Annotated in this window: 23 protein-coding genes and 1 pseudogene; all 24 read left to right on the forward strand. The window is 37.6% G+C overall.

Annotated features, from left to right (window positions below):
• Positions 1–1,327: 1,327 nt before the first annotated feature.
• The 24 genes and pseudogenes from FHS86_RS17600 to FHS86_RS17715 all read left to right on the forward strand — a co-directional run bounded on the left by FHS86_RS17600 (position 1,328) and on the right by FHS86_RS17715 (position 21,506).
• Entirely contained in the window at positions 1,328–1,570 is a 243-nt protein-coding gene (locus FHS86_RS17600) for a hypothetical protein (RefSeq protein WP_429416871.1), read from the forward strand.
• Between the two features lie 42 nt (positions 1,571–1,612).
• Positions 1,613–1,951 (forward strand): annotated as a pseudogene (locus tag FHS86_RS17605) (PIN domain-containing protein); the annotation flags it as partial.
• A gap of 1,116 nt (positions 1,952–3,067) precedes the next feature.
• On the forward strand, positions 3,068–4,282 hold the full coding sequence (locus FHS86_RS17610) for an ATP-binding protein (protein ID WP_429416874.1): 1,215 nt from the start codon (positions 3,068–3,070) through the stop codon (positions 4,280–4,282).
• 1,311 nt (positions 4,283–5,593) lie between these two features.
• On the forward strand, positions 5,594–6,127 hold the full coding sequence (locus FHS86_RS17615) for an ArsR family transcriptional regulator (protein WP_429416877.1): 534 nt from the start codon (positions 5,594–5,596) through the stop codon (positions 6,125–6,127).
• A 509-nt stretch (positions 6,128–6,636) separates the two neighbouring features.
• The gene (locus tag FHS86_RS17620; protein ID WP_429416880.1) at positions 6,637–6,960 is read left to right on the forward strand and encodes a nucleotidyltransferase domain-containing protein; all 324 of its coding nucleotides are present in this window, start codon (positions 6,637–6,639) and stop codon (positions 6,958–6,960) included.
• Between the two features lie 270 nt (positions 6,961–7,230).
• The gene (locus FHS86_RS17625; RefSeq protein WP_429417013.1) at positions 7,231–7,434 is read left to right on the forward strand and encodes a HEPN domain-containing protein; all 204 of its coding nucleotides are present in this window, start codon (positions 7,231–7,233) and stop codon (positions 7,432–7,434) included.
• 215 nt (positions 7,435–7,649) lie between these two features.
• Positions 7,650–7,892: a hypothetical protein gene (locus tag FHS86_RS17630; RefSeq protein ID WP_429416883.1), complete on the forward strand. Its 243-nt coding sequence runs from the start codon at positions 7,650–7,652 to the stop codon at positions 7,890–7,892.
• A gap of 116 nt (positions 7,893–8,008) precedes the next feature.
• Positions 8,009–8,305 (forward strand): type II toxin-antitoxin system RelE/ParE family toxin, encoded by a 297-nt coding sequence (locus tag FHS86_RS17635; RefSeq protein WP_429416885.1) that lies wholly within the window; start codon positions 8,009–8,011, stop codon positions 8,303–8,305.
• A 189-nt stretch (positions 8,306–8,494) separates the two neighbouring features.
• Positions 8,495–8,860, forward strand: a complete 366-nt coding sequence (locus tag FHS86_RS17640) for a four helix bundle protein (RefSeq protein ID WP_429416888.1) — start codon at positions 8,495–8,497, stop codon at positions 8,858–8,860.
• 447 nt (positions 8,861–9,307) lie between these two features.
• Positions 9,308–10,162: a virulence RhuM family protein gene (locus FHS86_RS17645; RefSeq protein ID WP_429416890.1), complete on the forward strand. Its 855-nt coding sequence runs from the start codon at positions 9,308–9,310 to the stop codon at positions 10,160–10,162.
• Positions 10,163–10,190: 28 nt separating this feature from the next.
• On the forward strand, positions 10,191–10,577 hold the full coding sequence (locus FHS86_RS17650) for a GxxExxY protein (protein WP_429416893.1): 387 nt from the start codon (positions 10,191–10,193) through the stop codon (positions 10,575–10,577).
• A gap of 180 nt (positions 10,578–10,757) precedes the next feature.
• On the forward strand, positions 10,758–11,042 hold the full coding sequence (locus tag FHS86_RS17655) for a hypothetical protein (protein ID WP_429416896.1): 285 nt from the start codon (positions 10,758–10,760) through the stop codon (positions 11,040–11,042).
• 309 nt (positions 11,043–11,351) lie between these two features.
• Complete coding sequence (locus FHS86_RS17660; protein WP_429416899.1) at positions 11,352–11,822, forward strand: dTDP-4-dehydrorhamnose 3,5-epimerase family protein; 471 nt, start codon at positions 11,352–11,354, stop codon at positions 11,820–11,822.
• Positions 11,823–11,839: 17 nt separating this feature from the next.
• A complete protein-coding gene (pseB, locus tag FHS86_RS17665) occupies positions 11,840–12,856 on the forward strand; it encodes a UDP-N-acetylglucosamine 4,6-dehydratase (inverting) (protein ID WP_429416902.1) in 1,017 nt (338 codons plus the stop codon).
• A gap of 76 nt (positions 12,857–12,932) precedes the next feature.
• Positions 12,933–13,295, forward strand: a complete 363-nt coding sequence (locus FHS86_RS17670; protein WP_429416905.1) for a four helix bundle protein — start codon at positions 12,933–12,935, stop codon at positions 13,293–13,295.
• A gap of 134 nt (positions 13,296–13,429) precedes the next feature.
• Positions 13,430–14,641 (forward strand): UDP-4-amino-4,6-dideoxy-N-acetyl-beta-L-altrosamine transaminase, encoded by a 1,212-nt coding sequence (gene pseC, locus FHS86_RS17675; RefSeq protein ID WP_429416907.1) that lies wholly within the window; start codon positions 13,430–13,432, stop codon positions 14,639–14,641.
• Positions 14,634–15,299 carry a pseudaminic acid cytidylyltransferase gene (pseF, locus tag FHS86_RS17680; protein WP_429416910.1) on the forward strand — a complete coding sequence of 222 codons (666 nt, stop codon included), beginning with the start codon at positions 14,634–14,636 and terminating at the stop codon, positions 15,297–15,299. Before pseC ends, pseF begins: the two co-directional genes overlap by 8 nt.
• 55 nt (positions 15,300–15,354) lie before the next feature.
• Positions 15,355–15,816, forward strand: a complete 462-nt coding sequence (locus FHS86_RS17685) for a MaoC family dehydratase (protein ID WP_429416913.1) — start codon at positions 15,355–15,357, stop codon at positions 15,814–15,816.
• Positions 15,813–16,718, forward strand: a complete 906-nt coding sequence (locus FHS86_RS17690; RefSeq protein ID WP_429416916.1) for an HpcH/HpaI aldolase/citrate lyase family protein — start codon at positions 15,813–15,815, stop codon at positions 16,716–16,718. The genes FHS86_RS17685 and FHS86_RS17690 overlap by 4 nt, the downstream gene beginning before the upstream one ends.
• Positions 16,715–17,371 carry a PglD-related sugar-binding protein gene (locus FHS86_RS17695; protein ID WP_429416919.1) on the forward strand — a complete coding sequence of 219 codons (657 nt, stop codon included), beginning with the start codon at positions 16,715–16,717 and terminating at the stop codon, positions 17,369–17,371. Before FHS86_RS17690 ends, FHS86_RS17695 begins: the two co-directional genes overlap by 4 nt.
• Before the next feature lie 3 nt (positions 17,372–17,374).
• A complete protein-coding gene (locus FHS86_RS17700; RefSeq protein WP_429416922.1) occupies positions 17,375–18,370 on the forward strand; it encodes a hypothetical protein in 996 nt (331 codons plus the stop codon).
• Entirely contained in the window at positions 18,354–19,385 is a 1,032-nt protein-coding gene (gene pseI, locus FHS86_RS17705; protein WP_429416925.1) for a pseudaminic acid synthase, read from the forward strand. Before FHS86_RS17700 ends, pseI begins: the two co-directional genes overlap by 17 nt.
• Before the next feature lie 93 nt (positions 19,386–19,478).
• On the forward strand, positions 19,479–20,897 hold the full coding sequence (locus tag FHS86_RS17710) for a capsular polysaccharide export protein, LipB/KpsS family (RefSeq protein ID WP_429416927.1): 1,419 nt from the start codon (positions 19,479–19,481) through the stop codon (positions 20,895–20,897).
• Positions 20,898–20,942: 45 nt separating this feature from the next.
• Positions 20,943–21,506 carry an acyltransferase gene (locus FHS86_RS17715; RefSeq protein WP_429416930.1) on the forward strand — a complete coding sequence of 188 codons (564 nt, stop codon included), beginning with the start codon at positions 20,943–20,945 and terminating at the stop codon, positions 21,504–21,506.
• Positions 21,507–21,519: the final 13 nt, after the last annotated feature.

Genomic DNA, 21,519 nt, shown 5'->3' on the forward strand with positions numbered 1-21,519 from the left:
TGTGTCCTGCTACTTTGATACCTGTGTCTTTAATCAAGAAATACCCCTCCTAGCCTCCCCTTCCGTCAGGGGACGGACAAGTCAGGGGAGGGATAAAGGCTACCAAATTATCAAGCAATTATCATTTTTCCATCTTCCATTTTCATGAATGACTTTTTTGTCTTGATTCCTGCTACCAAACTTTACCACAAAGAACACGACGTACGCGCACAAAGATCACAAAGGAAAAGTTCCTGAGTTCCTGAGTTCTTAATCAGAAAGTACCCCTCCTAACCTCCCCTGAAGGGGAGGGATAGTGACTACCATAATTAGTTCCACACGTACATCACGACAAGTGAAAGAAGGAAAAGTGCATGAGTGCATGAGTGCCTGAGTTCCTAAGTTCATGAGTGCTAAGTCCCTTTTCTATTTTTTATTCCTTATTTATTATTCCTTATTTATTATTCCTTATTTATTATTCCTTATTTATTATTTATTTTGTCTTGTGTCCTGCTACTTTGATACCTGTGTCTTTAATCAAGAAATACCCCTCCTAGCCTCCCCTTCCGTCAGGGGACGGACAAGTCAGGGGAGGGATAAAGGCTACCAGATAATGATGCGCTCGTACATCAGACCAATGAAAGAAGGAAAAGTGCATGAGTGCCTGAGTTCCTAAGTTCATGAGTGCTAAGTCCCTTTTCTATTTTTTATTCCTTATTTTTTATTCCTTATTTATTATTTATTTTGTCTTGTGTCTTGTGTCCTGCTACTTGATACCTGAGTCTTTAATCAGGTAATACCCCTCCTAACCTCCCCTGAAGGGGAGGGATAGTGACTACCATAATTAGTTCCACACGTACATCACGACAAGTGAAAGAAGGAAAAGTGCATGAGTGCCTGAGTTCCTAAGTTCATGAGTGCTAAGTCCCTTTTCTATTTTTTATTCCTTATTTTTTATTCCTTATTTTTTATTCCTTATTTATTATTCCTTATTTATTATTTATTTTGTCTTGTGTCCTGCTACTTTGATACCTGTGTCTTTAATCAAGAAATACCCCTCCTAGCCTCCCCTTCCGTCAGGGGACGGACAAGTCAGGGGAGGGATAAAGGCTACCAAATTATCAAGCAATTATCATTTTTCCATCTTCCATTTTCATGAATGACTTTTTTGTCTTGATTCCTGCTACCAAACTTTACCACAAAGAACACGACGTACGCGCACAAAGATCACAAAGTAAAAATGGATGAATGATCCGGCATAAGTGCCTGCACTCACGGTGTCGCTCATAGCGACGCCGTGAGTCACAATGCATTCGATTATTTACTATCTTTGTAAAAAACAGCAGCAATGACAACAATAATTACAATAAAAAAGAATAAACCCGCAAACAAAGCACTCATTCTTCTCGCAAGAGAACTTGAAAAGAATGACAATACTTCAATTTCTATAAAGGAATTATCGGGCAGTAAGGAAGAATTTGATTTGATTTTACCGCTTGAGAATGCAAAAAACCCATTTTCATTATTTGATCTCTTATATGATTTCCCAACAATTGATGAAATAAGAAAAACAGCATGGCCAAAAATCTGATCATTATCGACAGCTGTGTCTTAATACAAAGCATTCAGAAAAGACAATAAAGCAAGAAATGATTTAAAACAAATCGAAGGCCTTACTGCATTTTCTGTTATCACTCAACTTGAATTATTAACTGGCGCCAATACCCAAACAAAAAAAGAAACAATCCGGCAAATCTTTAGTGCATTCCATGGAATTCCACTAAATCGTGAAATTTCTGAAATGGCAGTACAGATCATGTTAAAATATATTTCTGGTCAGAAGACTATATCCGTGCCTGATTGTCTGATAGCTGCCACTTCACTGATCACTGGTTTTCCGCTGTTAACATACAACAAGAAAGATTTCGATTTTATTGATGGACTCAAACTATATCAGGGGGACAACCAATAAGCAACCGGCTCCAGGGAAGGTATATGACTTTCTGACTTTTTCCTTTTGTCCAGCAATCCAGCAGAGCAGCAGTCATTGTCTTGATTCCTGATACTTGTGTCTTTTTTACCACAAAGCCCACGAAGTACGCACAAAGTACACAGAGAAAAAGTGCATGAGTACGTGAGTCCCAAGTCCTAAGTCCCTTTCTTATTTCTTGTTTTTTATTTCTTATTTTTTATTTCTTGTTTTTTATTTCTTATTTTTTGTCTTAATTCTTGATTCTTGATTCTTGATACCTGATACTTGATACCTGATACTTGATACCTGTATCTTTTTTACCACAAAGACCACAAAGGAAAAGTGCCTGAATGCCATCAAGCAGGCAACTTCATAGCGCTATGGCCTCCAAAAAAATGCATTCGAAGCAAAACAATCACTTAGTAAGACCGGGAAGCTTCTCCCGATCAGGGAGAAGATCACCCGGCCGCACTTAGTGATTGTGAAGATGAAAATGCTTTTTTTTGGGTCCCGACAATTGTCGGGATGACTTTTTTTCCTGAGTTTTTTGTGTCAAGACAAAAAAGTCAGTGGGGTTTGGGGCAAAGCCCCATTTTGTTTTCTGTCCGACTACCAATTCTTAAGCACAAAGTACACGACGTACGCGCACAAAGATCACAAAGGAAAAGTTCCTGAGTTCCTAAGTTCATGAGTGCTAAGTCCCTTTTCTATTTTTTATTCCTTATTTATTATTCCTTATTTATTATTTATTTTGTCTTGTGTCTTGTGTCCTGCTACTTGATACCTGTGTCTTTAATCAAGAAGTACCCCTCCTAACCTCCCCTGAAGGGGAGGGATGGCAGCTACCATAATTAGTTCCACACGTACATCACGACAAGTGAAAGAAACAAAAGTACCTGAGTGCCTGAGTACCTGAGTGCCTTTCTTGTTCTTGTTGCTTGCCCCGTGAAATTCGACGAAGGAGAATATTTCAACGGGGTCTTGCTTCCATCTTCCTTTTTCCTTAATGACCAATGACTAATGACTTTTTTGTCTTGTGTCTTTATTCTTTTTCCGGCTACAACCATAAAAACTTCAAATTAAAATACTATTTTTAAGGCTATAACCCTAAATAACATGATCGAAAGAACAAATTACATGCATACGATCACCAGTTACATCGATAAACCCTTTGTGAAAGTCATAAGCGGACTTCGTCGAAGCGGAAAATCAATGTTGCTGTTATTGTTAAGCAATGAGCTTATTCGTAGGGGAATCCAAAAGACAAACATCATCCTGATCAACTTCGAAAGCTTCGAGTTTTCTGACATCGATAACTATAAAAAACTTTATCAATATGTTAAAACCAAAATCAACAACAATCAAAAGCATTACCTGTTAATCGATGAAATACAGGAAGTTGAAGGCTGGGAAAAAGCAGTCAATGCATTGAGAGTTGATTTCGATGCCGACATTTACATAAGCGGTTCTAATTCACACCTGCTTTCGTCCGAACTGGCTACCTACCTTGCCGGACGTTACATCGAAATACCTGTTTTCACCCTGTCGTTCAAAGAGTACCTTCAATTCCGCAAACACTATTCCGGCATTACGCAGCCAAACATCATCAACGAGTTCAACCTATACCTGCGAAAAGGAGGTTTTCCAGCCATCCACACCGGAAACTATTCCGACGATATGATTTACAAAGCCGTGTACGACATCTACTCGTCGGCCATCCTTCGCGACACCATACAACGACACAACATTCGCGATGTAGAACTACTCGAACGGGTCGTTAAATTTATTTTCGACAATGTAGGCAACAATTTCTCGGCCAAAACCATTGCCGACTATTTTAAAAGCCAGCAGCGCCGTATCGACCTTAACACGGTATACAATTATCTCTACGCTCTCGAAGCCGCATTCATCATCTACCGGATACCACGGTACGACCTTAAAGGCAAAGAAATATTGAAAACTAACGAAAAATACTTCGTGGGTGATCAGTCACTGTTGTACGCACTAATGGGCCATAAAGACCGTATCATTAGCGGAGTACTTGAAAATGTTGTGATGCTTGAGCTTAAACGTAAAGGATACAAGGTGTTTGTAGGGAAACTCAATACCAAAGAAATTGACTTTGTGGCCGTAAAACAGAATGAAAAAATATACATACAAGTGGCTTGGCGTCTCAGCGACCAAAGCACAATCGACAGGGAATTCTTACCCCTTATGGCCATTAGCGACAACCATCCCAAATATGTAATAACAAGCGAAGAAAACTGGCACGACAATATCGAAGGAATACAGCATTACCACATAGCCCACTTTCTGAACACCATACTGTAAGCAGAAAAAAGTGCATGAGTACCTAAGTACCTAAGTGCCTAAGTGCCTGAGTGCCTGAGTTCCTAAGTCTAAAAGTCTAATGTCTAATAGTCTAATGTCTAAAAGTCTAAAGTCTTGCTTCCATCTTCCATCTTCCTTTTTCCTTAATGACCAATGACTAATGTCTGTTTTCTTTACCACAAAGTACACGACGTACGCACAAAGATCACAAAGGAAAAGTGAATGAGTTCCTAAGTTCATGAGTGCTAAGTCCCTTTTCTATTTTTTATTCCTTATTTATTATTCCTTATTTATTATTCCTTATTTATTATTCCTTATTTATTATTTATTTTGTCTTGTGTCTTGTGTCCTGCTACTTGATACCTGTGTCTTTAATCAAGAAATACCCCTCCTAACCTCCCCTGAAGGGGAGGGATAGTGACTACCATAATTAGTTCCACACGTACATCACGACAAGTGAAAGAAATAAAAGTACCTGAGTGCCTGAGTGCCTGAGTGCCTGAGTTCCTAAGTCTAAAAGTCTAATGTCTAATGTCTAATAGTCTAATGTCTAAAAGTCTAAAGTCTTGCTTCCATCTTCCATCTTCCATCTTCCATCTTCCTTTTTCCTTAATGACCAATGACTAATGTCTGTTTTCTTTACCACAAAGTACACGACGTACGCACAAAGATCACAAAGAAAAAGTGCATGAACGATCCGGCATAAGCGCTTGCACTCACGGTGTCGCTCTCAGCGACGCCGTGAGTAGTTTAGCGACGCCGTGAGTCACAAACAACCAAATCACTTTTCCTTATACCTGCTACCATTTTTTTCATTCACCATTCACCATTCACAATTCACCATTCAACATTCATCATTCATCATTCACCATTCATAATTCATCATTCACCATTCATCATTCATCATCCACCATTCATAATTCACCATTCATAATTCACCATTCACCATCCACCATTCACCATTCACCATTCACCATTCACCATTCACCATTCACCATTCACCATTCACCATTCACCATTCACCATTCACCATTCACAATTCACCATTCACAATTCACCATTCAACATTCATCATTCACCATCATCATTCATAATTCACCATTCATAATTCACCATTCACCATTCACCATTCACCATTCACCATTCACCATTCACCATTCATAATTCACCATTCACCATTCACCATTCATCATTCATCACTCATTTCGATATTGTGCTAAAATTTTACTCAATTTTAACCTCCCCCTATTGACTTTCTCAAAACACTGCCCTACATTTGCTCAAAAATGACTAAAACCCTTACTCAAAACAATGCTTGAAAACCTGATCACATCGAAAACAAGGATCAAATTACTGGTCAAATTCTTTGTGAATGCCCAAACAAAGTCCTACCTGCGCAGTCTGGAGACCGAGTTTGGCGAATCGTCCAATGCGATCAGGGTCGAGCTCAACCGTTTTGAGGAAGCCGGTTTGCTGGTGTCCGAAACACAGGGCAACCGCAAATATTTCAGTGCCAACACCGGGCACGCTTTTTTCCACGACATCCATCATCTGCTGATGAAATACGTAGGCATCGACACCCTGGTTGATAAGGTCATCAACGAAGTGGGCAATTTGGTCGAGGCTTACATCATTGGCGATATGGCCCGTGGCATACAGGGAAAGGTAATCGACATCCTGCTGGTGGGGCAGCCACTCGATCAGGCCTACATCAGCCGCCTGATCAAAAAGGCCGAAGAGCTGGTATCCTTCCGGATCCGCTACATGGCCGTGAGCCCCGACGAGCTCTCCGACTACCTCCCCGACAGCGAACCCCGGCTGCTGGTGTGGAGTAAAAACCCCTAAATCCTCCCGTAAAAGCGGGACAGACACTAAAGGGGACTTGTTATCACACTTAAGATGCTAAATCTTAAAAAAACAAGCTCACTTTTTAGGAACGGGGGCCGAAAATAAAACGACACTACCTTAGCTGGTAGGATTCCCCCCCTTTAGGGGGCTGGGGGGTCACTCACCCAACATCAATATGGGACTGAGGAGGCGAAGCCATACAATGGCGAGTCTTAGGCGACGAAGTCCCGCGCAGCGGGAAGCTGTGAAAAGAAGGAAGGCAATAGAAGGCAATTGGAAGCAATTGGAAGCAATAGAAAGCAATTGGACGCAATAGAAGGTAATTGAAAACGATTGAAAACAACCGATCCGCCAGCTGGCTATCAGGCCAGCAACAAGCAATCCGCCAGCAACCAGCAACCAGCAACCAGCAACCAGCAACCAGCAACCAGCAACCAGCAACCAACAACCAACAACCGACAACCGACTGACAACCCACTAAGCAAAAATTCACTAACTTTGAAGGCATGAATTACCAACAATACATACCACTCATTGTAGAAGAGCTCAAAAAGGCTGAGCCGGAAAAAATAATTCTTTTCGGATCATATGCCTATGGTCAGCCCAATGAGGATAGTGACATTGACCTGTTCGTAATTAAAGATATACCTGCCTCAAAAGTTCGGGACTATCGCCTGATGCTTAAAAAAGCATTGTGGAATCTATTTAAAGATCAAAAAATTGAATTTGATTTACTTGTCGACAATCAAGAGAGGATCAATCAACGAATTGAGCTGGGTGACCGATTTTACGAGGATATTATTACAAAAGGGAAAGTAATCTATGCCTAATCAAACCTTTTCTCTTGAATGGCTGAATTTCGCAAACAGGCATTTGTTAACTGCGAAGTTGTTAATTCGCGAAAATCATTTCACCGACAGCATTGCTATCGAAATACAGCAATCTATTGAAACGAGCATGATGCTGTCCATCAATAAATGAAATGACTTAATATATGCGAGTTCCATGAGACACAATTAAAAATTTTGTTTTAGTCGAATGAAAAATCGTTTAAAGCAATCTATGCATATTGGGGTGACCCCATACCCAAAACTCATTCGCTGATAACCCTTTTTCGTTATGCAAATGACAAAACACCCGGGTTGAAAGATGTTGACATAGATGATTTGATAACCATCAGTGACTACTACGAAACTGATAGATATCCTGGACCTAAATACACACAACCTTCCCGAAACGAGGTTGAAGATTTCTTTTTATTGGCAGAGCACCTTTATCATACAATTTATAAAACAATAAAATAGCACCAAACAAACCGACAATCCGCCGGAAGGCGGACAGGCCAACAACCATCCCCCGATAGCTATCGGGGCAGCAACCGACAACCAACAACCAACAATCCGCCGGAAGGCGGACAGGCCAGCAACCAGCAATCCGACAGTCGACTGACAATCAACCATGCCCATTTTAATAACATCAATATTTCTACAAAATTTGTATATTTGAATAAAACATCAGAATGAACACAATAGACATAAAACAAAGCTTTCATCACCTGATCGACAGCATTGATAATGAAAATCTCCTCATTAGCTTTTACGATCTTATAAAGAAAAGATCGATAGCAAAAGAAGGGCAGTTGTGGAATAATCTAAGCGAACAAGAACAACAGGAACTTTTACTTTCATTCGAAGAAAGCAAAAATCCTGAAAACTTGATTAATCATGATGACATGAAATTAAAGCATAAAAAATGGCTTTAATACCGATTTAACAACAAAATGTCGCATTCATACGCTTCGCTCTGATTGCTCCTTTGTTGTAGTATCGGCATTACCCATTGTAATATTTGTAATGCAATACGACACTTTTCAACACAATGGCTTTAACAATTCGATGGACCAAACGGGCAGAAAAAAAACTCGATAAAATAATTGAGTATCTAATGACCGAATGGGACGAGCAAGTTACAGCAACTTTTATAAAAAAAGTTTATGATTTTATTGACACACTAAGAGATTTTCCCAATCTGGGTACCATTGAGAACAAGGAAAAAGCAATACGCGCATTCACAATTGTAAAGCAAATAAATATCTTTTACCATGTAGACAAGAAACAGATTGTAATTTTAAATTTCTTCGACAACCGCCAATCCCCAAAAAAGAAAAGATTTTAATGCTAAAAACAAACCGAGCCGCCGGCAGGCGGACAGGCAACTGACAACCAGCAACTAGCAACTAGCAACCAACAACCAGCAACCAGCAACCAGCAACCAGTAACCAGCAACCAGCAACCAGCAACCAGCAACCAACAACCAGCAACCAGCAACCAGCAACCAGCAACCAGCAACCAGCAACCAGCAACCATGAGCAGCTATCTGGATCTTGAAATTTATAAAGAATCGTTCCAACTTGCCATTGAAGTTCATAAGCTCAGCTTAGAACTACCAAAGTTTGAACTTTATGAACAGGGGAGCCAGGTAAGAAGGTCATCAAAAAGCGTAAAAGATACAATCGTTGAAGGCTATGGTAGAAAGCATTACAAAGCTGAATTCATAAAATTTTTAATCTATGCCCAAGGATCAAATGACGAATGTTTAAATCAAATTCGAACAATCATTGCGCTCTATCCGGAAAAAGCAGGATGGAGTGATCTTGAAATTAGATACAATAACCTGGGAATGAAAATTAATAAGTTCATCCAATACGTAGAAACCAGCTGGCGTAGCTAACCAGCAACCAGCAACTAGCAACAAGTAACCAGTAACCAGCATTATGCGGCCTTAACGGTCTCCGGCTTTTAGTGGCCTCGCACACCCTGTGTGTCACTCGCTCCGGCGGGGGCTCATAAAATCGCCCCGCCAAAGCGGTTCCACATCAGGCCGTTCATCGCCCAGCTAAAACGCCTCCGCCCTGGCCGAAGCCGCAAGCACAAAAAACTAAGAATAAAAGGACTGTAAGCAACTGACCTTTGACTTTTTACCCTGTGGAATAAATCCAAGATTTAACGCAAAGCGTTATTCAACAGGGTGAACCCCGTGAAATAAAATCTTTGATGATGCGATTAACAAATATCAACTTTATTCCACCGGAGAATATGTTACCTACACAAGCTATTTCACAGGATGAACTATTGACTTAGATTCTCATTCACCTACAGCCACTTTTAAACAACAACCATGCATCAAGGTGAAATCGTAATATACAGGGCATCCGATACCAACGAATTCCAGCTCGAAGTTCGCGTTGAAGATGAAACGGTTTGGCTAAACAGACAGCAAATTGCACTCCTTTTCGATAGGGATATAAAAACAATTGGTAAACACATTACCAATTCCTTAAAAGAAGAACTAAAATCCATTTCAGTTGTCGCAAAATTTGCGACAACTGCAAACGATGGAAAAATCTATCAGGTAGAATATTTCAATCTCGACATGATCATTTCGGTCGGTTACCGTGTAAAATCAGAAAGAGGTGTTCAATTCCGTATATGGGCAAACAAAATATTAAAAGACTATCTGTTAAAAGGGCATGCCATCAATCAACGATTTGAGAAAATTGAAGGTGATGTATGGTATTTAAAAACCAAAGTGGATGCAATTGATTTTCAAATCCATACTAACCTCCCACCCAACGAAGGTATTTTTTACGACGGCCAGATTTTCGATGCCCATCAATTTATATCAAAGTTGCTTAAATCAGCAAAAAAGTCAATTGTACTGATTGACAATTACATCGACGATAGCACATTAACACTAATTTCAAAACGAGCCAAAGGTGTCGAAGCAATCATTTACACAAGCAATATTTCAAAACAAATAAAACTCGATTTAGAACGCCATAACGCACAATACGCCAAGATTGAGTTAAAACAATTCAACAAAGCACACGACCGATTTTTAATTATTGACAATAAAACGGTTTACCATATAGGAGCTTCATTGAAAGACCTTGGGAAGAAATGGTTTGCCTTCTCAAAAATTAACCTCAATGCCCAGGAAATGCTTAATAAACTGGACGGGGTGTACGAATAAATTACTTAATGTATTACCCTGATAAGTCATGGACTTACTTTTCGAAAAGGAAACCTACAGTATTATAGGAGCGTGCATGTCGGTCCACAAAGAACTGGGTAATGGCTTTCTCGAATCAGTATACGAAGAAGCATTGGAAAGAGAATTCACAAAAAGAAACATTCCCTACAAACGACAATGTAGGTTGAATGTACTATACGACGGTAAACCCCTGGATAAATATTTCAAAGCTGATTTTTTATGTTTTGACCAAATTATCCTGGAAATAAAAGCCGCTAATTTTTTACATCCCGATAATCAAAAACAAGTAATCAATTATATTAACGCCGCGGAAAAAGCAGTTGGCCTTCTGATAAATTTCGGAGAACCATCACTCAAGTGGAAACGCTTCATCAACAGCAAGGCCCTCGAATAGCGATCCGCGTAATCCGCATCCGCGTAATCCGCTTTAATCCGCGTAATCTTTATAAACGTAATCTGCTCTAATCCGCGAATCGAAGATCAGCGAAGCTAAATCCAATAAAACGTAATCCGCTCTAATCGGCGTAATCTTTATAAACGTAATCCGCTCTAATCCGCGAAATCCATAACCCCCATGAAACAAATAACCGACCTCCTCCTCCACACCGAGCACGACATCATCCTAACCCTCATCCGCCGTTACGACCCGCAGGCCCGCATCGTCCTGCAGGGACCCGGTGTCCGCACCCCCGGCCGCGAACTCGAAATTTACCTCACCAGCCGCCGCATGAACGAGGCCGCCGCCCGCGAAATCAAACAACAACTCTGCGAGCGTTTCTTTATTAATGTCGAAGTGGTACGGGTAATGAATGAGCGAAGCAAGTTCATGAGAATGCCGGCCGATGTGGAGTTAATGTAAAATACTGAACAGGAAGGCGGCTTAGCACGATCCGCTAAATCCGCTTTAATCCGAGAAATTTAATTCGTGTAATCCTATTTTATACGATAAGCATTTTTAGGCGGCCTTAACGGTCTCCGGCTTTTAGTGGGCTCGCACACCCTGTGTGTCACTCGCTCCGGCGGGGGCTCATAAAATCGCCCCGCCAAAGCGGTTCCACATCAGGCCGTTCATCGCCCTGCTAAAACGCCTCCGCCCTGGCCGAAGCCACTGCACAAAAAACTAAGAATAAAAGGGCTGGAAGCAACTAACCAATGACTTATTGACTTAATGACCAATGACTTTTTTCTTAATATGACCAACACTACAACCCCAACCCTATACACCGAAGAAATCTTCCATGACCACCGTGGAACTATTTCTTCATTTAATGCACTTGATCTAAGCCCCTTTAAACGCACTTATTACATCACCCACCCAAAAACGGATACAATAAGAGCCTGGCAGGGGCATCAATATGAACAAAAGCTTTTCAAAGTGATAAAGGGAAAATTTATTGTTGGATATGTGAAAATTGACAACTTCCAATCTCCTGCTAAAAACTTAAAAGCAGAATATAAAATATTAGAAGAAAAAAACAACGAATTCCTGCTGATTCCCAAAGGCTATGCCAATGGATTAAAGGCACTAGTAACAGGTTCTATAATTCAGGTTTATTCCGACTTCTATCTTGAAGAATCATTAAATGAAAAAATAAGGTTTAGCGCTGATAAGTGGCTCGACTGGCAATCCATAAAATAATTAAAAAGCAAATACAAATGCTCAATTACAAATCTGTACTCATCACCGGTGGAACCGGCTCCTTTGGTAAAAAGTTTGTAGAAACTATTTTAGAACGTTATCCCGAAGTAAAGCGCATTGTTATTTATTCTCGCGACGAACTCAAACAATTCGAGCTCAAACAGAAATATCCTGTAAAAGAATACCCACAGCTACGTTTTTTTATTGGCGATGTACGCGACGCTGCACGTCTTAAACGTGCCTGCGAAGGTATTGATGTAATAATACATGCTGCCGCCATTAAACAAGTCGACACGGCTGAGTACAACCCCGATGAATGCATTAAAACCAATGTGCATGGGGCTCAAAATGTAATCGATGCAGCATTGGCAACCAACGTAAAAGATGTGGTCGCTCTTTCAACTGATAAAGCTTGTGCTCCTATTAACTTATACGGGGCCACCAAGTTGGTTTCCGACAAGCTTTTTACCGCAGCCAACAACATGAGAGGAAGTCGTGATATTCGCTTTTCAGCAGTCCGCTATGGCAATGTAATGGGATCAAGGGGTTCTGTTATTCCTTTTTTCATGGATAAACGCCAAGAAGGAGTTTTGCCAATCACCCATGCCGAAATGACACGTTTCAATATTTCTTTGCAAGCTGGGGTTGACCTGGTCATGTTTGCCATTGAAAATCATTTGGGTGGTGAAATATTTGTTCCCAAAATTCCTTCATACAAAATTCTGGATGTAGCCACAGCAATTGCACCTTCATGCAAAACAGAAAATGTTGGCATACGCCCGGGCGAAAAGTTGCACGAAGAAATGATTACCGAAACGGATGCGTTAAATACCATAGATTTAGGTAAGTATTATGCAATTCTTCCTTCAGTCTCATTCTCTAAACACAGGGACGACTTTATTGCACATCATAAAGCAATACCTGTACCCGAAGGTTTTAAATACAATTCAGGAACCAATGAAGAATGGGAAACCATTGAAACACTACGAGAGAAAATTATTGAATTTGTAGATCCAAGTTTTAAACCGCTTTAAAAGGCACTGAAATGAGTCATTAAGTAGTCATTGAGAAAGTAATTCATAGTTATTTATTGTTATTATGCAAAATGTTATGAAGTTAGAAGAACTAAGAGTTTATCAAATGGCGATGGAAATGGGTGAAAAAGTTTGGGATATTGTTATTAAATGGGATTATTTCACCAAAGATACCATTGGCAAACAATTAGTTCGAGCGGCTGATTCGGTTGCTGCAAATTTATCAGAAGGTTTTGGCAGATACCATTTCAAAGAAGCTAAGAATTTCGGTTATTACTCCAGAGGCTCATTATACGAAACCAAAACCTGGCTTACAAAAGCCTATAATCGAAATCTAATTTCTGATGATGAATTTCAAAAATTTATGACAAACATTGGTACTATTGGAGTAAAACTCAACAACTACATCAACTCCATCGGAAAAAATGACCACCAATGAAGCGCGTTAGCGCAAAATGAAGCAAAGCTAATGACGGCCAAAGGCCTTTAATGACGCGAAGCAAATAGCCATCAATGACAGGCATAGCCAAATGACAACAAATGACGCGCGAAGCGCAAAATGACACAACGTAAATGACAAACAAAATAATTCCTTACGGTCGTCAAAACATTACACAAGAAGACATCGATGCCGTAGTAACGGTATTGAAAGGCGACTTTTTGACACAAGGCCCGGCTATTGCACAATTTGAAGAAGCATTTGCCGACTACATAGGCTGCAAATACGCCGTAGCGGTTTCCAATGGAACTGCTGCCTTGCACTTGGCAGCCATGGCCTTGGATGTACAACCCGGTGACAAGGTAATTACCACACCCATAACCTTTGCAGCAAGTGCCAATTGCATTTGCTATTGTGGAGGTGAAGTGCATTTTGCCGACATTGATCCCTTGACCTATTGTTTGGACATCCAAAAAGTACGAGTCTTACTTGAATCCCACCCAAAAGGAACCTTTAAGGGAATCATCCCTGTCGATTTTGCAGGCTTTGCCGTTAACCTGGAAGAATTCAGAAAATTGGCCGATGAATACGGTTTGTGGATGATTGAAGATGCATGCCACGCACCCGGTGGCTATTTTGTGGATAGCAAAGGGGAAAAACAACGGTGTGGAAATGGGCAATTTGCCGAGCTATCGGTTTTTTCATTTCATCCGGTAAAACACATTGCAGCAGGCGAAGGGGGTATGGTCACCACCAACGATGAGAAACTGTATAAAAAACTCCTTTCCCTCCGCACCCACGGTATTACAAAAGATGCTGGAATTTTTCAAAACACGCTCAAAACCGCTCACGGCGAAAAACTTGAAACCTCTAACTTGAAAACTGAAGCGTTTCCCGGCTGGTACTACGAAATGCAAGACTTGGGTTACAATTACCGCTTAACCGATTTTCAGGCAGCATTGGGGCATTCGCAATTAAAGCGAGCCGATGAAGGTTTAGCCCGGAGAAAGGAAATATCAAAAACGTATCTCGAAGCATTCAACAGAAAACCTTTTATAAAGAGCCAATCCGGTATTGTAAATGGACATGCCTACCATTTATATGTATTGGAAGTAGAAAACAGAATGGGTTTGTACCAACATCTACGTGCCCACAACATTTTTGCACAAATCCATTACGTGCCCGTACACCTGATGCCCTACTACAAACAATTCGGTTGGAAAGAAGGGGATTTGCCGCAAGCTGAAGCTTATTACAGTCGCTGCATCAGTTTGCCGATGTATCCAACACTATCCAACGAAGAACAAAAATTTGTAATTAAATCCATTACTGAGTTCTATGAGTAACATTGCTATTATACCTGCTCGCGGTGGAAGCAAACGCATTCCCCGGAAGAACATCAAAGAGTTTCTTGGGAAACCCATTATTGCTTATTCAATTGAAGCGGCATTAAAATCAATGCTTTTTGATGAAGTAATAGTGTCTACCGATGATGAGGAAATTGCACAAGTGGCAGAAAAATATGGAGCAAAAGTTCCTTTCTTTCGCTCAAGTGAAAATGCAAACGACTTTGCGACATTGGCCGATGTAATTGATGAAGTAAAAAATAAATATTTATCTCTAAATAAAAATTTCGATTATATATGTTGTATTTTACCTACTGCACCATTATTAACAGTTGATAATTTGATAAAAGCATTTGAAATGCTCAAAAAAGAAAATGCAGACTCAGTGCGGCCGGTAGCACGCTTTTCCTACCCGATACAGCGTGCTATTAAAATGAACAATGGAAAAATTTATATGTTCTATCCTGAACATCAAAATACACGCTCACAAGATTTGGAACCGGCATATCATGACGCAGGGCAGTTTTATTGGATGACATACGATGCAGGCTTAAGAGGAACAAATAAATACGGTTTTGAAATTTCTGAATCATTAGTTCAGGATATTGACACAAAAGAAGACTGGGAAATTGCTGAAATGAAACATAAGATGTTTTAAGGTTTTTTTAACTATAAAAACAATTAATATTTAATCTAAATACAAGTTTGATATCATGGAAGCATTTAAAATAGGTAATTACTATGAGGATTTTACGGTTGGTGAAAATATCAAACATCAACTATCAAAGACAATATTTGAAAGTGACAATAATTTTTTTTCACTTTTAACAATGAACTGCCATCCGGTACATACTAACATTGATTATGCATCCAAAAACCAACATGAAAAAATTTTGGTAGTTGGAACGTTGGTTTTTTCACTTACAGTTGGAATAACGGTGCCTGATATAAGTGGTAAGGCAATTGCCAATTTAGTATATGAAAAAATTGAACACTTAGCTCCAGTTTTTATTGGGGATACAATCTATGCTAAAACAGAGATTCTTTCAAAAAAAGAATCAAAAACTAAAAGCGATAGAGGAATTGTTTATGTTGAAACTATTGCTTACAATCAAAATGGAAAAGAGGTATTAAGATTTAGAAGAAATGTATTAATAAAAAAACGTGACTTATGAAAAATTCTTCTCAACTACTCATGCGCAGTTTAATGTTTGTTCCTGCGCATAACGATCGTTTAATGAACAGTGCTGCTCGAAGTGAAGCCGATGTATTATTATTGGATATAGAAGATTCAGTTCAACCTGTATCGAATAAACAAGTAGCTAGAGAAAATATACAAAAATATATAGGTGCAGGTGCATTCAAAAATCATGTGATTTTTCCAAGAATAAATGATAGAGAAAGCGGGCAGCTACTTAAAGATTTAACAGAATTAACAATACCTGGTGTTGCTGGTTTTATGTATCCCAAATCCTATACTGGTCAAGATGTTTATTTCATTGATAAACTACTTGATACTATTGAATATGAGAAAGGAATTCCTGTCGGAACATTTAAATTAATACCTCTAATTGAAACGGCAGCTGCTGTTTTAAATGCACAGGATATATGTCAAGCTTCAAATAGAGTTGTAGCAATTGCATTTGGCTGTGAAGATTTTGTTACCGATTTAGAAGGAATACACGACCATGGGGGGCAAAGCATTTTCACCCCACGTGCAATGATTGCTTTAGCTGCAAGAGCAAACAATGTAATACCAATTGATACGGTTCACATTAGAGTACATGACTTGATCGACTTAGAGAGAAATCTTGTCATTGCCAAAAATCTAGGATACGAAGGTATGTTGGTATTAAATCCCAAAGAATTACCTTTAGTTCACAGATATTTCTCACCAACTGAGGGGGAAATGAACGATGCCAAAGAAATGATAACAATGGCAGAGGAGGCAGAAAAAGAAGGAAAAGGAGTTGCTGTTGTAAACAATAAGTTTATAGGACCTCCAATGGTGATAGCAGCAAAAAAAATCTTGGACAAAATTAAATTAATTGAATCTAAAAAAAACTTATCACAATGAAGAGACTGATAATTATCGGAGGATTTGGCAATGGCACAGTCGTACAATCTACCATTGAAGATATTAATAAAATTAATAAAGAATGGGAACTACTTGGCTTTTTAAATGACCGCGAAGAGGAGCCAATTAACGGATATCCAGTACTAGGAAAAATTGATAAGCAAAATATTGATTTCTATCTTAAAGATCCTGATGTTTATTTTTTCTATTCATTAATTTCTGTAAAGCTTAACTACAAATATATTTCCAAATTATTAGATCTGGAAATTCCTGAAAATAGATTTGCAACAATTATTCACCCAACATCAGTAATCTCTAAATATTCACAAATAGGTTTTGGGGTTTGTATTCAGCCATTTGTTTCAGTCGGCCCAAATACCAAAATCGGAAATCATGTTCAGATTTTTGCTCAGTCATTAATAGGTCATGGAGCTAAACTTGACAACTATTGTTATGTAGCTAATAATGCCTGTATTGGAGCAGATGTGCATTTAATGGAAGGGGCATATTTGGGAACAAACGCAACAACATTAGAATTTATAACATTGGGGAAATGGTCTGTAACTGGTATTGGTTCAGTTGTACTTAAGGATGTTGAGGACTATGCAAAAGTAGTTGGAAACCCTGCCAGAATAATTGGATATACTAAATAGAATATGAATATATTATTTCGGGTTGATGCTGGCAATAAAATTGGCTTAGGACATTTTTATCGGAGCATGAATTTAGCCACTCAATTAGGCAAAAGAGGGCATAATATTTTTTTTTCGTATATTAATTCTGACTTTTGGCAAAATGAAATTCAAAATGATTTCCCTTTTCTATCTGTAAGTTTAGAATCTGAAAAAGCAGAAGAACAAACACTGCAATACGTGACCAAACAAAAAATTCAAATTTATTATGTCGATGGTATTATCGAATTTAGCGAAGAATTTATTTCCAAACTCAAAAATAGTGTTAAAATAATTTTTTATCAAAATTTGAGTAAATCAAAAAAAAATGCTGATATATTTATTTTACCTTCCATCCACCAGAATGATGCTTTTTTTGACGATTTTAATGAACGGACTCAGATATACATAGGATTAAAATATTTTACATTTAATTCTGTAATTACCAAAATCGAACAAAAGCAAAATATATCCAATAAATTATCATCTATCGCAATTGCAGCTGGAGGTAGTGACCCACAAAATACTTTATTGACTCTATATAATTATTTTGCCAAATTCAATAAAGGAATCACTTATAATTTTTTTTATGGTCTTGATTTTATGCATGCTGAATCAATACCAAAGGAATTACCAAATCACATCCAGTTTAAACATTTTAATCATAGAGAAATTTTAACAAATGATATCTTAATTACATCATTTGGAGTCAGCACTTATGAGTTTTTGTATTTAGGAATTCCATTAATTAGTTATGGCCATCAAAAGAGTAATGCAGAAGCTTCTGATGTTTTAGCCCAAAAAACAAATGCATTTCTAAGCTTAGGTGAAATTAGTAATTTAAATAATCAAAAAATCGAATATAGTCTCGAGATGATTCAACAATATGAAATTAGAGAAGCATTATCTCAAAGAGGAAAAAAATTACTCGACTTGAAAGGGACAAATCGAATTATTAAAATAATTGAGAATATTAATTGACATGAATCCTAAAAATAATTGTTTCGTAATTGCGGAATTGTCAGCTAACCACAACAACGATTTTAAACTGGCAGCAAAAACCATTGAAGCAATGGCTGAAGCCGGAGCCGATGCGGTTAAAGTACAAACCTACAAACCCGAAAGTTTAACCATTGATTCAGATACCGGTTACTTTGCACCAAAAAAAGAAGGTTTGTGGAAGGGATACACCCCCTGGAAACTATATTCAGAAGCTGCCATGTCCTATGAATGGCAACCTAAACTAAAAAAAATTGCCGAAGACTTGGGTCTTGTTTTCTTTTCCTCACCATTCGATAAGGAGGGAGTCAATTTTCTGGAAAGTATCGATGTTCCCATGTATAAAATTGCCTCATTCGAGATAACAGATATCCCGCTGATAGAATACGCTGCATCCAAAGGAAAACCAATGATTATTTCTACCGGTGTTGCTGAAATTGAGGACATACAACTGGCCTTGGAGACATGCCGGAATGTGGGCAACAATGACATCACCTTGCTAAAATGTACATCGCAATACCCTGCAACCATTGAAGATGCCAACCTATTGACTATTCCCGACATGAAAAAACTTTTTGGAGTTGAAGTAGGTGTTTCAGACCATACCATGGGAAGTATTGTACCAACGGTTGCAGTTTCATTGGGTGCTACGGTTGTAGAAAAGCATTTTATCCTCGACCGCAATCTGGGCGGTCCCGATTCTGCTTTCTCCATGGAACCTCACGAGTTTAAGGAAATGGTTCAGTCTATTAGGCAAGTTGAATTTGCTTTAGGTAAAGTACGTTACGATGTTTCAGAAAATGACAAAAATCGTCGCCGCTCACTCTTCATTGTAAAGGATATAAAAGCCGGCGAACCTTTTACCGAAGATAATGTACGTGCCATTCGCCCGGGCTATGGCTTGCACCCGAAATATTTAAAAGAAATATTGTGGAGAAAAGTAGAAAGGAATATGAAAAAAGGGGAGCCGCTAGATAGGATGATTATTTTTAAATAACTAAAATATTTAATGTATGAATTACATTATTTTATATTTACATAAATGAATATATGAAACAAATCCCTCATTATTAACTCAGAATTTCTACAAATGAATAACACTATTTGCCTTTATGCTCGTTCTGGGCATAATTTACTATTTTCAAAACTTGGAAGCATTTTTATTAAAAATGGATTTAAAGTTGTTTATATTATAAATCAAGAAAAAGAAGAGGAAAACATAAGAAAATACAATAAAAATGCAATTATCTATAATTTGATGACTTTTATTGAAAAAAATTGGGATAATGAAAATATTCTTAAAAGTATTAATTTGAGCGATATTGAAAATAAATATTCTATTGATTCTATATGGAGATTATTTTACACAGACAGATACTTAACTAAATACAATTTTGAAGACTCAGAAAAACATGTAAAACTCCATGTTGCTTTCGTTGAAAAAATATACAACACACATAAGCCAAAATTTTTTATTAATGAATTAATTGCATTGTTTTCGTCATATTTGTTTTATTCCCTTAGTAAAAAACATAATTGCACATATCTCGCATTAGGTGCAAGTCAATATTCATATAATTATTTCTATGTTTCTTTTGATGATGAATATACCATCCATTCATTAGAAAATAAATATAAAACTGGCAAATTTTCGGACAATGAAATTGAATTGGCATCAAAGTTCATTGAAAAAATAAGGGTACATAAAAAGAAACCGGATTATATGATAAAAACCGGAAAAAAACCAGCTTTGAAATTTAAAGATCTATTTAGAGTTTCTTATTACTTCTATTCATTGCTTTTTACTCACAATTCAAAAATAAATTACGAAAATGATAAAAAAAGTGTAGCCTATAATGCAATAAACTATATAAAATATCAGAGTCATAAAAAGTTTTATCACAAACCAGATTTTACAAAAACATTTTATCTTTTCCCTCTTCATTTTCAACCTGAAGCTACAACTTTAACATTTGCACAAAACTATGAAAAACAAATACTTGCAATAGATCTACTTGCAAAAAAAATACCTGGCAATTCAGTTTTATATGTAAAAGAACACTATGCCAGACTTGGGCATAGAAAGACTGACTTTTATAAAGAATTAAAACGTTACCCAAACGTGTTTATTATTAACCCATGGGAAGACACATTTGAATTAATTAATAAATCAAAAGCTGTAATAGTTTTAACAGGAACAACTGGCTTTGAGGCTATTATAATGAGAAAGCCTGTAATTATTTTAGGTAATACATATTACAAAGAATTTAAATTTGCAAAAGTGATTAAAAACATAAATAACTTAACAAGTGCTTTGAAAAATATTGATGATTCAATTTATGATAATCATTCTCAATACGATAAAGAACTAAAACTATTTTGTGCAGCATACATAACATCGCTTTACAAAGGCGCATATCATCATGACAAAGAATGCGCTAATGATGATAAAAATATTATTCAGATATATAGTTCATTAGTTGAAGTAATGGATTCAAAAAGTGACTAATCATAAAAAATATTGTAACATTACTAGCAGATGATATTAAAAAGAATGATAAATACCTTCTTCTCAAAATTATTTTGTACGATATATAAATATAAATTTGAGAGGATTGGAAATAATGTTAGAATTTCATTTCCAATTCAACTACAGGGCTTAAAAAATATTAGTATTGGGAATAATGTTAAAATTGGGTACAATACTTGGATGGCATCAGTTCCAAAAAATAAAGATGGGACATCATTGCTGTCAATTGGAAATGGAACATACATTGGAAACTTCAATCATATTTATTGTACTAAAAAAATCATAATAGGGAATAAAGTACTGATTGCAGATAAAGTATACATTAGCGATAATTTACATTCATTTGAAGATATCAGTACTCCAATTATTGACCAACCTATTAAACAGATTAATTGTGTATCAATTAAAGATGGAGCTTGGTTGGGCGAAAATGTTTGCGTCATTGGTGCTTCAGTAGGGAAAAATTGTGTTATTGGTGCAAACTCTGTTGTTACAAAAGACATACCTGATTATTGTGTAGCAGTTGGTGCTCCTGCAAAAGTAATTAAAAAGTATAACCTTGATAAAAAGATTTGGGAAAAAATCTAATGATCATTTGCAC

This window comes from Roseimarinus sediminis (assembly GCF_050433125.1).
In the GTDB taxonomy this organism is placed as follows: domain Bacteria; phylum Bacteroidota; class Bacteroidia; order Bacteroidales; family Prolixibacteraceae; genus Roseimarinus; species Roseimarinus sediminis.

Bases quoted from the DNA above. Each gene is read 5' to 3' on its own strand.
- FHS86_RS17600 (WP_429416871.1), top strand. From the start codon at position 1,328: ATGACAACAATAATTACAATAAAAAAGAATAAACCCGCAAACAAAGCA.
- FHS86_RS17610 (WP_429416874.1), top strand. From the start codon at position 3,068: ATGATCGAAAGAACAAATTACATGCATACGATCACCAGTTACATCGAT.
- FHS86_RS17615 (WP_429416877.1), top strand. From the start codon at position 5,594: ATGCTTGAAAACCTGATCACATCGAAAACAAGGATCAAATTACTGGTC.
- FHS86_RS17620 (WP_429416880.1), top strand. From the start codon at position 6,637: ATGAATTACCAACAATACATACCACTCATTGTAGAAGAGCTCAAAAAG.
- FHS86_RS17630 (WP_429416883.1), top strand. From the start codon at position 7,650: ATGAACACAATAGACATAAAACAAAGCTTTCATCACCTGATCGACAGC.
- FHS86_RS17635 (WP_429416885.1), top strand. From the start codon at position 8,009: ATGGCTTTAACAATTCGATGGACCAAACGGGCAGAAAAAAAACTCGAT.
- FHS86_RS17640 (WP_429416888.1), top strand. From the start codon at position 8,495: ATGAGCAGCTATCTGGATCTTGAAATTTATAAAGAATCGTTCCAACTT.
- FHS86_RS17645 (WP_429416890.1), top strand. From the start codon at position 9,308: ATGCATCAAGGTGAAATCGTAATATACAGGGCATCCGATACCAACGAA.
- FHS86_RS17650 (WP_429416893.1), top strand. From the start codon at position 10,191: ATGGACTTACTTTTCGAAAAGGAAACCTACAGTATTATAGGAGCGTGC.
- FHS86_RS17655 (WP_429416896.1), top strand. From the start codon at position 10,758: ATGAAACAAATAACCGACCTCCTCCTCCACACCGAGCACGACATCATC.
- FHS86_RS17660 (WP_429416899.1), top strand. From the start codon at position 11,352: ATGACCAATGACTTTTTTCTTAATATGACCAACACTACAACCCCAACC.
- pseB (WP_429416902.1), top strand. From the start codon at position 11,840: ATGCTCAATTACAAATCTGTACTCATCACCGGTGGAACCGGCTCCTTT.
- FHS86_RS17670 (WP_429416905.1), top strand. From the start codon at position 12,933: ATGAAGTTAGAAGAACTAAGAGTTTATCAAATGGCGATGGAAATGGGT.
- pseC (WP_429416907.1), top strand. From the start codon at position 13,430: ATGACAAACAAAATAATTCCTTACGGTCGTCAAAACATTACACAAGAA.
- pseF (WP_429416910.1), top strand. From the start codon at position 14,634: ATGAGTAACATTGCTATTATACCTGCTCGCGGTGGAAGCAAACGCATT.
- FHS86_RS17685 (WP_429416913.1), top strand. From the start codon at position 15,355: ATGGAAGCATTTAAAATAGGTAATTACTATGAGGATTTTACGGTTGGT.
- FHS86_RS17690 (WP_429416916.1), top strand. From the start codon at position 15,813: ATGAAAAATTCTTCTCAACTACTCATGCGCAGTTTAATGTTTGTTCCT.
- FHS86_RS17695 (WP_429416919.1), top strand. From the start codon at position 16,715: ATGAAGAGACTGATAATTATCGGAGGATTTGGCAATGGCACAGTCGTA.
- FHS86_RS17700 (WP_429416922.1), top strand. From the start codon at position 17,375: ATGAATATATTATTTCGGGTTGATGCTGGCAATAAAATTGGCTTAGGA.
- FHS86_RS17710 (WP_429416927.1), top strand. From the start codon at position 19,479: ATGAATAACACTATTTGCCTTTATGCTCGTTCTGGGCATAATTTACTA.
- FHS86_RS17715 (WP_429416930.1), top strand. From the start codon at position 20,943: ATGATAAATACCTTCTTCTCAAAATTATTTTGTACGATATATAAATAT.